Origin of the sequence: Pontiella sp., assembly GCF_041622395.1 — a bacterium.
Taxonomy (GTDB): Bacteria; Verrucomicrobiota; Kiritimatiellia; order Kiritimatiellales; family Pontiellaceae; genus Pontiella.
This window is the reverse complement of record NZ_JBFJYW010000114.1, coordinates 1-10,554: the sequence shown is the minus strand read 5'-3', so window position 1 is coordinate 10,554 and position 10,554 is coordinate 1. Positions and strand designations below refer to the sequence as shown.

General features: G+C 61.4%; 9 protein-coding genes and 1 pseudogene. 5 read left to right on the top strand and 5 right to left on the bottom strand.

Annotated features, from left to right (window positions below; all coding sequences use genetic code 11):
- The 3 genes from ABYO54_RS08255 to ABYO54_RS08245 all read left to right on the top strand — a co-directional run.
- A partial coding sequence (locus tag ABYO54_RS08255) for an NADPH-dependent assimilatory sulfite reductase hemoprotein subunit (RefSeq protein WP_372807774.1) occupies positions 1-1,343 on the top strand: 1,343 nt, incomplete at its 5' end.
- Between the two features lie 78 nt (positions 1,344-1,421).
- Positions 1,422-2,144, top strand: coding sequence for a phosphoadenylyl-sulfate reductase (locus tag ABYO54_RS08250; protein WP_372807773.1), 723 nt, complete (start codon positions 1,422-1,424; stop codon positions 2,142-2,144).
- 150 nt (positions 2,145-2,294) lie between these two features.
- A complete protein-coding gene (locus tag ABYO54_RS08245; protein ID WP_372807772.1) occupies positions 2,295-2,990 on the top strand; it encodes a hypothetical protein in 696 nt (231 codons plus the stop codon).
- Positions 2,991-3,042: 52 nt separating this feature from the next.
- Here ABYO54_RS08245 and ABYO54_RS08240 read toward each other — a convergent pair whose 3' ends face one another.
- The gene (locus tag ABYO54_RS08240; protein WP_372807771.1) at positions 3,043-4,350 is read right to left on the bottom strand and encodes an ankyrin repeat domain-containing protein; all 1,308 of its coding nucleotides are present in this window, start codon (positions 4,348-4,350) and stop codon (positions 3,043-3,045) included.
- Entirely contained in the window at positions 4,347-4,856 is a 510-nt protein-coding gene (locus ABYO54_RS08235; RefSeq protein ID WP_372807770.1) for a Crp/Fnr family transcriptional regulator, read from the bottom strand. Before ABYO54_RS08235 ends, ABYO54_RS08240 begins: the two co-directional genes overlap by 4 nt.
- A 179-nt stretch (positions 4,857-5,035) precedes the next feature.
- Between ABYO54_RS08235 and ABYO54_RS08230 the strand changes: the two genes are divergently transcribed.
- On the top strand, positions 5,036-6,802 hold the full coding sequence (locus ABYO54_RS08230) for an ATP-binding cassette domain-containing protein (RefSeq protein WP_372807769.1): 1,767 nt from the start codon (positions 5,036-5,038) through the stop codon (positions 6,800-6,802).
- 242 nt (positions 6,803-7,044) lie between these two features.
- Complete coding sequence (locus ABYO54_RS08225) at positions 7,045-7,323, top strand: PGPGW domain-containing protein (protein WP_372807768.1); 279 nt, start codon at positions 7,045-7,047, stop codon at positions 7,321-7,323.
- 11 nt (positions 7,324-7,334) lie between these two features.
- Here the strand turns inward: ABYO54_RS08225 and uxaC are convergent, their stop codons facing one another.
- The 3 genes and pseudogenes from uxaC to ABYO54_RS08210 form a co-directional block, all read right to left on the bottom strand.
- Entirely contained in the window at positions 7,335-8,741 is a 1,407-nt protein-coding gene (gene uxaC, locus ABYO54_RS08220) for a glucuronate isomerase (RefSeq protein ID WP_372807767.1), read from the bottom strand.
- 103 nt (positions 8,742-8,844) lie between these two features.
- Positions 8,845-10,125, bottom strand: coding sequence for a lactate racemase domain-containing protein (locus tag ABYO54_RS08215; RefSeq protein ID WP_372807766.1), 1,281 nt, complete (start codon positions 10,123-10,125; stop codon positions 8,845-8,847).
- A 72-nt stretch (positions 10,126-10,197) separates the two neighbouring features.
- Positions 10,198-10,554 (bottom strand): annotated as a pseudogene (locus ABYO54_RS08210) (NADP-dependent phosphogluconate dehydrogenase); the annotation flags it as partial.

Below are 10,554 nucleotides of genomic sequence, written 5' to 3'. Positions count from 1 at the left end.
GCATCAACCAAGCCATGATCGACTCGATCGCGGCCTGCGGCGACGTCAACCGCAACGTGCTTTGCAACACCAACCCGGTCGAATCGGCGTTGCATCGGCAGGTCTACGACGACGCGGCGGCGCTCAGCAAGCACCTGATGCCGAAGACGGCGGCCTACCACGAAATCTGGCTCGATCAGGAAAAGGTCGCCGACTACAAGGAAGAGCAGGAGCCGATCTACGGCGACACCTACCTGCCGCGGAAATTCAAGATTGCCGTCGCCGTCCCGCCGCACAACGACGTGGACGTGAACGGCAACGACCTCAGCTTCGTGGCCATCGTCGAAGACGGTACGCTGATCGGCTACGACGTGCTGGCGGGCGGCGGCATGGGCAACACGCACGGCGAAACCTCCACCTACCCCCAGATCGCCAAAAACTTCGGCTTCGTGAAACCGGACCAGATCCGTCCGGTGGCCGAGGCCTTCGTCACCACCCAGCGCGACTTCGGCGACCGCACCGACCGCAAGCACGCGCGGCTGAAATACACCATCGACCGCATGGGCGCGGAGGCATTCAAGAAGCACGTCGAGGAGCGCTCCGGCATTACGTTCGAGCCGGCCAAGCCCTACGCATTCACCATGCACTCCGACCGCTTCGGCTGGACCGAAAACGCCGACGGCAGCTGGAACCTGACGCTGTTCATCGAGAACGGGCGCATCAAGGACTATCCAGACGGGCCGCAAATGCTGCAGGGTCTGCTGAAGATCGCCGACCTGCACGGCGGCGACTTCCGCATGACCGCCACGCAAAACCTGATCGTGGCGCAGGTCGACGAGAGCAAGAAGGCGGAAGTCGAAGCGCTGGCGAAGAAGCACGGCCTGCTGCGCAAGGTCAGCGTGCTGCGCCAAAACAGCATGGCCTGCGTGGCCCTGCCCACCTGCTCGCTGGCCATGGCCGAGGCCGAGCGCTATCTGCCCGACCTGATCGGAAAGCTGGAGCAAATCGTCGACAAAAACGGCTTGTCCGACCAACCGATCGTGGTGCGCATGACCGGTTGCCCGAACGGGTGCGCGCGCCCCTTCCTGGCCGAGATCGCGTTCGTCGGCAAGGCGCCGGGCAAATACAACCTGATGCTCGGCGGCGATGGCAAGGGCACGCGGCTGAACAAGCTCTACCGCGAAAACATCGGCGAAGAGGAGATCCTCGAAACCCTCGAACCGCTGATCGAAACGTATGCCAAGGAGCGCAACAAGCGCGAAGGCTTCGGCGACTTTCTGGTTCGGACCGGGGTGGTCCCCGCCGTCTACGACGGTCGCGACTTCCACAAAAACCCCGAGGGCTTCCTCTCCAGCGGCATCTAACCTTTTACAGAAGACCGCAAAGTGCGCAAAGGGGAGCTTGGCGTCCTTTGCGACCTTTAGCGAAGCGAGTGTTTATCCATGACCAAATACCGACATCTTTTCAAAGGAGTGGATCCGAAGGATTCGCTGGAGGTGCTTTCGCGGGCGATCGACCATTTCGGCGGCGACATCTGCATGGCCACCAGCTTGCAGCTCGGCGGGCTGGTGCTGCTCGACATGCTGCACCGGGTCGGCAAGCCCGTCCGGGTCTTTTCGATCGACACGGGGCGCTTGCCGGAAGAGACCTACGAATGCTCGGAATCGATCCGCCGCAAATACGGCATCCAGGTCGAGTGGGTGTTCCCCCGCTTCGAGACCGTCGAAAAACTGGAAACGGAAAAGGGGCTGTTTTCCTTCAAGGAGAGCATCGAAAACCGCCGCGAATGCTGCGGCATCCGCAAGGTCGAACCGCTCGGCCGGGCGCTCGCGGGCTACCGCGCATGGATTACGGGCCGCCGGTTGGACCAGAGCCAAACGCGCGGCGGATTGGAATTCATCGAAACCGACCCGGTCCACGATGGATTGGTGAAGGTGAATCCGTTGATCCATTGGAGCAAGCCGGACCTGTGGTATTACGTCGAGGAAAACGGCGTACCGCACAACCGCCTCTACGACGAGGGCTACCTCTCCATCGGTTGCGCCCCGTGCACCCGCCCCTGCAAAGGCAACGAGGACGAGCGCGCCGGTCGCTGGTGGTGGGAAAGCCCCGAGCACAAGGAGTGCGGCCTCCACCTCAACTTCAAGAACGGCGGCGGGATTTAGGAACGTGACGATTGAGACGTGAGGCGTGAGGCGTGACCTCACGTTTCAATACTCATGTTTCACGCCTCGCGTTTAATTCCCCGCCCATCGAACAAACATCGACTCCGTCATTGAACTCCCCGCGAGCAATCACGTCTAATGCGCGTCCCCATGAAACGTTTTGTGCTACAGCTGGTTGCGTTGGTTTTGGCCGCGAGTTCCTTCGGACTCGGGACCGCGGATTTGCTGGACGATGCCGAGGCGAAGGCGCTGCTGGAGAAAAAGTGCATCCGCTTTGGAACCAGCGAATTGCTGCCCATCCCGTTCGAGACGGCCTGCAAGACCCTCGAACAGCCCGATTTGCTCAAGGCCGTGCAGGAGGAGTTTGCCCGCTCCGTCTCGGAAAACGGACAAGTCGACTTCCCGGTCTTTGACGACGGCGGCGGGAAATACCACTACATCAACGAAAAGGGCCACCGGACCGACATCAAGGAGCTCTACCGCAAGAAAACGGACGACCACTCCTTCGACTACATCGTCTGGGCGACGGGCAAACGGTTTTTCGGCCGCTACGATGTCGTTGTCCACCTGCAAATCGTGGATGCGGGCGCCCTGGGCATCGCCTATTCGGTCAGCACCCATGCCTATCCGCACAACTGGCTCACGCGCTTTTCCGCCCGCAAGGTCGCCCCCACCAAAAAATATTTCGCCGGCAAGATGAAGCTGGTTTCCTACATCGCGCGCGAAGTGGGAATCGGCCTCTGCCAAGCGGAGGCGTTCCGACAGGAGCTAGAAGGCGGCGGCCCGCGGCATCCAACCGGGGAACCCCCTCTCCTTTTTCATGCAACGGTGCCGCTCGGATATTAAATCCAGCGTAACGATCGTCACGCTGGATTTAATATCCCGTTGCGGCGCGTCCTTATTTCAGCAACGCCCGAGCCGGTTCGTTGCCGAGTTCGACGGCATAGTCGAGCGGGGTTTTTCCGTTGGAGGCCTTGATGGTTTTGTCGGCGCCGCTTTCGAGCAACAGCTTGATCATATCGGCGGAGGCGGAAGCGGCGGCTTCGTGCAGCGGCGTACCGCCGCGGCGGCTGGGCGCATCGACCGCCGCGCCCTTGGCGATGAGATAGGCGGCGACCTCGACCCGGTCCTTTTCGGCGGCATTATGCAGCGGCGTCCAGCTTTCGTCGTCCTTGGCGGTCAGGTCCGCCCCGCTCTCGGCCAACAGCTTCACCAACGCGAGATAGCCGCGGTCGGCGGCATAGTGCAACGGCGTCTTTTGGGTGCCGTCGCGCGGGTTCAGTTCGGCGCCTTTTTCAATCAACACCGCGGCGCATTCGGCTTTGTTGCGCACCGCCGCATGCAACAGCGGGGTCCATCCGCGCGCGTCCTTGGCATTCACGTCTTCACCGAGCGCGATGTGGCTGGCCAGGTCCGCCGGATCGCCCTTGGCGATGGCGTGGAGCATGGATTTATATTTCAGCACCACCGGTTGCGGCGACTCGACGCCGCCTTCGGGCACCTCCAGCCCGGCCGCCCAGACGATGGCGTTGAGCACGAACCTGCGGTAGTCGGGCTGCCCCCAGTTGGAATGGAAATGACCGCCCGTGAACCCGAATCGATTGGCACCGTAGGCCCAGGCCAGCGCGTACGCGCGCTCCTCGCCCGGCGGAACGGCCTGCAGCAGCGGCTCGACGTCGCCGAACTTGAGGTTGTAGTAGCACTCCTCCTTCAGCTCGAAGGGGTTTACGCCCCGCGTAACCGGATGTTCGGCGAGCACCGGATCCTTCAGCGTCCAAAGCGGGTTTTGCGAGACCTGGTCGTCGTAGTAGCCGCCAACGACTTTCATCAGCGTGTCATCCAGCCGGCCGGGCATGCCGTCGAGGGCGTAGTGCAGGAAAACGATCCCGACGCCGCGATCGGAGAGCGCCAGCAGCTCGGCTTCCTTGTTGAGCAAGAGGTGTTGCTTGTTGCCGTCGCAATAGACCACCACGGCATCGACGTTCGCCAGCGCGTCGGCCGCCGGCCACGCTCCATGCTCCACGGTTGCCGCGATCCCCAGCCCGGAACCGTTGAGCGCCTGGGCCAGCAGATCGCACCCGGCGGTAAATTCATGTTCGCCCGGCCCGTGGCTCGGCTTCCCCGCCACCAGCAAGACCGACTTCGGCGCCTCCGCAAAAACGGAAACCGCCCCGATCAACGACACAACCCACAAACAAAGCTTCATTCCCATTTCCCCGGTTTTGCGCTCAACGCATAGTGCAACATAATCTCTTCCGTCTTGTTCAGCCGGCGGCAGGCCTCGCGCGCGATATTCAGCATCAACATGCCAAACAGTTTGGGGTCTGTATCGTAGAGCGCAAACAGTTTTTCGCGAGGAATCATCATCAGCTCCGTATCCTCGACCGCCAACGCGCCGGCGGTATGCACTTGGATCGCGATCACCGACGTTTCGCCAAAGCAGTCGCCGGTATCGAATTCGATCAGCTCCATCGGCGTGCCGCCCACGTTTTCAACGATGCGCACGCGCCCGGAGCGGACAATGCGGATATGGTCGGGCGGATCGCCTTGCCGGAAAACAAACTCGCCTTTGCGGTAATGCTCCGTTTCGAGCATCCGGAAAACCGTGAAAAGCTGGGCATCGTCCAACCCCCCGAATATCGAGATCCGGTTGAGGATCGGCAGCACCGTCTCCACCTCCAGCAAAGGCAACCTGTATTTCTCGATGGCCATGGGCAATGTATACCCCAGCGCCGCCGGCCGGCGGAACTACAAACTTTCTTCCTTTCCAACCTGCGTAAAATCTGGAGAATGCGCGGTCTGCTGCTTTTCAGCCCCGTTGACGAACGCGGGTTGCCAGTCGTTGGGCCTGGCCAAGACGTGCCCCGATCAACCAACAACCAACAAACACTATGGCTCTAATCAGTTTACAGAATATCCACAAGGCCTTCGGGGCGCATCCGCTGCTCAACGACGCCACCCTGCAAATCGAGCGCGGCGAGCGCATCTGCCTGGTCGGCCGCAACGGCGAAGGCAAATCGACGCTGCTCAAGATCGTCAACGGCGACATCGAACCGGACGCGGGCGAAATCATCCGCCAGCCCGGTTTGACGGTCCGCCGCCTGCGCCAAAACGTGCCGACCGACATTTCGCTCACCGTGGAGGAGCTGGTCTTCCAGGGACTGGAGGATCCGCACGACGACTATGTCTCGCACCAGGCGGTCGACAAAGCGGTCTCCTTGGTGTCGCTCGAAAACCACCTCCGGTTCGACGAACTGTCCGGCGGACAGAAGCGCCGCGCCCTGCTGGCCCAAGCCCTCGTGAGCGAACCGGATATTCTGGTGCTGGACGAACCGACCAACCACCTCGACATCGAATCGATCCAATGGCTGGAAAACTTCCTGCAACGCTACAAGGGCACCCTCTTTTTCGTGACGCACGACCGCTCGTTCCTGCGCAAGCTGGCCACCCGCATCCTCGAACTCGATCGCGGCAACCTGCATTCGTGGGCGTGCGACTACGACACCTACCTCAAGCGCAAACAGGCGCTGCTCGACGGCGAGGCGGAACAGTGGGCGCAGTTCGACAAGAAGCTGGCGCAGGAGGAGGTCTGGATCCGCAAGGGCATCAAAGCCCGCCGCACCCGCAACGAAGGCCGCGTCCGGGCGCTCGAACAGATGCGCAACGAACGCCGCGCCCGGCGCGATCGCACCGGAACCGTCAGCATGAAGGCGGTCGAGGCCGGCGTCTCGGGCCGCAAGGTGATTACCGGGAAAAACGTCTCCTATGACTACGGCGGCGAACCGATCGTCCGGGATCTCGACATCGAAATCATGCGCGGCGACAAGATCGGGATCATCGGCCCCAACGGTTGCGGCAAGTCCACCCTGATCAAACTGCTGCTCGGCCAGTTGGCCCCGAAAACCGGCACCATCGAGCACGGCACCAAGCTGGAAGTGGCCTATTTCGACCAGCACCGCGCCATTCTCGACGAGACCAAATCCGTGGCCGAAAACATCTCCGCCGACGAATACATCTCCATCGGAAACCAGAAAAAGCATGTGCTCGGCTACCTGCAGGATTTCCTCTTCGCCCCCGACCGCGCACGATCGCCGGTTTCCATTTTGTCCGGCGGGGAACGCAACCGCCTGCTGCTGGCCAAACTGTTCACCCGAGCCTCGAACGTGCTGGTGCTCGACGAGCCCACCAACGATCTCGACATCGAAACGCTCGAACTGCTCGAAGAACTGCTCGCCGCCTACGAAGGCACGCTCCTGCTCGTCAGCCACGACCGCGCCTTTTTGAACAACGTCGTGACCGATACCATGGTTTTCGAGGGCGACGGGCGGATCGGCGAATATGCCGGCGGCTACGACGACTGGCTGAGCCAGCGATCGGAAGCCCGCGAACAGGAATCCGGCAACAAGCCTCAAAAACCGGCGGAGAAAAAGAAAGCCACCCGCAAACTGAGCAACAAGGAGCGCGAAGAGCTCAAGCACCTGCCCCGGCGGATCGAAGCGCTGGAAGCGGAGTTGGAAGCGCTTCAAACCGCGATGACCGATCCGGCGTTCTACCAAAAACCGAAGGAAGAAATCGCCGCCGCCACGGAGCGCGCCGAAGCCATCCCCCACGAACTCGAAAAAAGTTTTGAACGCTGGGAAGAGCTAGAGCGTCTATGAGCCCAAACCACGGAATCACCGGGCAGCGCCGACCCCCCTTCGGCGCCCCGGTGAGGAAGTGTGGCACTTGGGGCCCAGAGGCCAGGTCACACTAAAGCCCGTGGTTTTTTTTGTGCCCGCCGCGCAGCGGGTGGTAAAAATTGGGCTCCGGCTGCGACGGGGTCAGGGTTATTCGTTTTTTGGTTTCCCAATTCCGGCCAATCGCAGTTTACTCACAGCCATCACCCGGACGGAAGGGTCCCATGAAACGATTGCTATGGAACAGGCACACGAAACTCGTGCTCAAGCACGCGCTGGGTTGGTTTTGCATCGTGGCGGGACTCATCATGTTCATCACGCCCGGCCAGGGGATCCTGACGGTTCTGATCGGCGTCTACCTGCTGGCCGACGAAGTCCCGCTGTTCGGCCGGTTCAAGGCTTGGCTTGAACGGCGTTTCCCGAAGACCGCCGACTTCGTCCACGACAAGGGCCAACAGCTCCGCACCAAATTCAAAAAGAAGCCGCCCGTCGACCCCACCTGACGCGCCCCGGGCTACAGATCGACGCCGAAATATTCCACGGCGTTGTTGTAGCAGATGTTTTCAACCATCTGGCCCAGCAACTCCATGTCGGCCGGAAGCTCGCCGTTCTCGACATCGCGGCCGAGCAGGTTGCAGAGGATCCGGCGGAAATATTCGTGCCGCGGATACGACAAAAAGCTGCGCGAGTCGGTCAACATGCCGACGAAACGGCTGAGCAGGCCGAGCAGCGACAGCGCGTTCATCTGCTTCTCCATGCCGTCCTTCTGATCCAAAAACCACCAGCCCGACCCCAACTGCATCTTGCCCGGGAACGAGCCGTCCTGATAGTTGCCGATCATCGTGGCGAAGAGTTCGTTGTCGCCCGGATGGATGTTGTAGAGGATCGACTTCGCCAGCTGCTTCGTCGAATCCAGACGATCCAACAGGCGGATCAGCCCCGGGCCCTGGCGGAAGTCGGCGATCGAATCGAAGCCCGTATCCGGCCCCAACGCCTTGAAGAGGCGCGAATTGTTGTTGCGGAACACGCCCACATGGAACTGCTGCACCCAGCCGCGCCGGTGGTTCATCTTGCCGACTTCATAGAGGAACCACGCCTCGAACTTTTCGCGATCCGCCAGCGCAATGGCCTCGCCGGCCAGCGCCTTTTGGAAAATCGCTTCCAGCTCGGAAGCGCCCGCCTGCGCGTCCGGCACGTACGCCACGCCGTGGTCCGAAAGCCGGCAACCCACCGAATGGAAATAGGCATGCCGCCGATCGACCGCCTCCAATAGAGCATCCAGCTGCACGATCGTCACATTGGATTTAACACCAAGGGTGTCGATGTAGTCACGCCACGCCGTGGTGTCCGACAAATTCATGGCCTTGTCGGGGCGGAAGGTCGGCAGGACCTTGGCTTCGAATCCGTCGGCGGCGATCTGCCGGTGCCAGGCCAGATCGTCGACCGGGTCGTCGGTTGTGCAGACGAGCTTGACGTTCATCTTGCGCATCAGGTTTTTGGCGCTGTATTCCGGCGTCCGCAGCTTGGCGGTGCACTCCTGGTAGATCTCCTCGGCGGTCGCGGGGCCCAGCAAGGTGTCGACATCGAAGTAGCGTTGCAGCTCCAGATGCGTCCAGTGGTAGAGCGGATTGCGCAGCGTTTGCGGCATCGTCTCGGCCCACTTCTGGAACTTGTCGCGCCACGGGGCATTGCCCGTCACGAATTCCTCGGCCACGCCGTTGGTGCGCATGGCGCGCCACTTGTAGTGGTCGCCGCCGAGCCAGATTTCCCCCAGGTTGTCGTACTGCTTGTCCTCGGCCACCTCCCGGGGCGGCAGGTGGCAGTGATAGTCGTAGATCGGCATCTTCGCGGCGTGCTCGTGGTAGAGCTTGATCGCGGTTTTCGTCTGGAGGAGAAAATCCTCGTCCATGAATTTTTTCATTCCTAACTCCAATTCGTTTTCGAACAGACGTCCGCATGGATCGCGAAGGAAGGACATCCTCGTCCGATTCTCCATTGCGCCCTCGGCGAAATTCTGCAGGCTGCTATTGCGTAAACTTTTCCTTAAAGGCCCAAAGCCCCAGCGCGGGATTCGAGATGTAGAAAATCTCTTCGCCGTCGGGCAGCGTGTTCCAACCGTCCTTCAATTCATCGGGATTGTAGCGCGCGGCCATTTCTTCGAAGTCCGCCGCCTGGAAGCCAACGGATCGGACTTCGTCGAGCGTCATGCCCTTGCCGGGGCAATAGGTGATGCCGAACCGCCCCTCCGACGAACCGTGGATGAGATGCGCCGCCGCGCCGAGGTTGGCGCGCAGCTCCTCGTCCTCCTCGACCGCCTTGAGCGTTGCGGGCGTTCCGCAATAGCCGAACTTTCGGATGAGCTTGTCGATGGTTGGGTCTTCGCCGAACTCCTTGAGCGCCGGGGCCAGCACGATCAGCTCGCCTTCGTCGGCAATCGCCAGGCGCGTGCGGTAAACCGACTTGTTGCCGAGCCAGGTGCTTTGGAATTCGTGCGGATCGAGATAGACCACCACCTTGCTGGGCTCGCGGTCGAGCAAGGTGATGTTGACCGCGCGCGCCAGCTTGCAGGCCTCGTTGTAGCACTGGGCATCGTCGCTGGAATAAAACCCGCGCATGTGCATCTCGCCGGAATCGTAGTCCTGCTCCATCACCGTCAGGATGTAGGTGATCGGCAAATCGGGGAGATAGGTATCGACGGCGTGGTTGAACAGCCGGCGCACGGGCGTATCCGTCCGCCCGAGAATCGTCTCCATGTTGCAGACCGCGCCGAGAAAATGCGACTTGTTGATGATGTCCGAGCCGCCCGCGCCCACCACGATGTTCTTGGTGTAGTTGGCCATGCCGACCACTTCGTGCGGCACCACCTGCCCGATGGATAGAATCAGGTCGTAGCCGTCGAACAGCATCTTGTTTACTTCGACGCCGACGGTGTAATCGACTTTCCCGCCGGAAAGCTCCGAAAGCATTTCGCCCGGGATCAGTCCCTTGCGGACGACGTCGTTGCGCCAATCGTGCACCTTGAAGGCGTCGAGTGGAATCGATTCGCCGAACATCATCCGCAGTTGCGCCTCCGTCATCGGGTTGTGGGTTCCGAGCGTCGGGAGGACATCGACCGCGACGCCCTCGCCCGTGAGCCGCTCATAGACCATCGCCGCGATGGGCCCGGCCATGGAGTTCAACCGCGTGTGGTCGGGCGGCAGCAGGAGCACCTTCTTCGGTTCCCCCGCCCCGTCCAGCACCGCGAAAACCAGCTCCCGGAGCTGCGCTTTGGTAATGGAAACCGCTTCGCCAAATTTGCTGATCATAAGCTTGTTCTCGCACACTCGTCCTCGAATCCCGTCATCGAGGACGAGAACGAGTAAGGAGGACGAGGAGGATTAAACAATGTAAGTGGAAGCGGAGGTGTCGCCGCCGCGGCCGGTCCAGTTGGTGTGGAAGAACTCGCCGCGCGGCTTGTCAACGCGCTCGTAGGTATGCGCGCCGAAATAGTCGCGCTGCGCCTGCAGCAGGTTGGCCGGAAGGCGTGCGGCGCGGTAGCCGTCGAAATAGGCCAGCGCCGCGCCGATCGCGGGCATCGGAATCCCGAGCTCGACCGACTTGACGATCACGCGGCGCCAGGAGGCTTGCGCGGTTTCGACGGCGTCCTTGAAGAACGGGTCGAGCAGCAGGTTGACCAGGCCGGGGTTCGAATCGAACGCGTCCTTGATCTTGCCGAGGAAGACCGAACGGATGAT

Excerpts from the sequence above, each read along its gene's own strand:
- ABYO54_RS08250 (WP_372807773.1), top strand. The coding sequence starts at position 1,422 with ATGACCAAATACCGACATCTTTTCAAAGGAGTGGATCCGAAGGATTCG.
- ABYO54_RS08245 (WP_372807772.1), top strand. The coding sequence starts at position 2,295 with ATGAAACGTTTTGTGCTACAGCTGGTTGCGTTGGTTTTGGCCGCGAGT.
- ABYO54_RS08240 (WP_372807771.1), bottom strand. The coding sequence starts at position 4,350 with ATGAAGCTTTGTTTGTGGGTTGTGTCGTTGATCGGGGCGGTTTCCGTT.
- ABYO54_RS08235 (WP_372807770.1), bottom strand. The coding sequence starts at position 4,856 with ATGGCCATCGAGAAATACAGGTTGCCTTTGCTGGAGGTGGAGACGGTG.
- ABYO54_RS08230 (WP_372807769.1), top strand. The coding sequence starts at position 5,036 with ATGGCTCTAATCAGTTTACAGAATATCCACAAGGCCTTCGGGGCGCAT.
- ABYO54_RS08225 (WP_372807768.1), top strand. The coding sequence starts at position 7,045 with ATGAAACGATTGCTATGGAACAGGCACACGAAACTCGTGCTCAAGCAC.
- uxaC (WP_372807767.1), bottom strand. The coding sequence starts at position 8,741 with ATGAAAAAATTCATGGACGAGGATTTTCTCCTCCAGACGAAAACCGCG.
- ABYO54_RS08215 (WP_372807766.1), bottom strand. The coding sequence starts at position 10,125 with ATGATCAGCAAATTTGGCGAAGCGGTTTCCATTACCAAAGCGCAGCTC.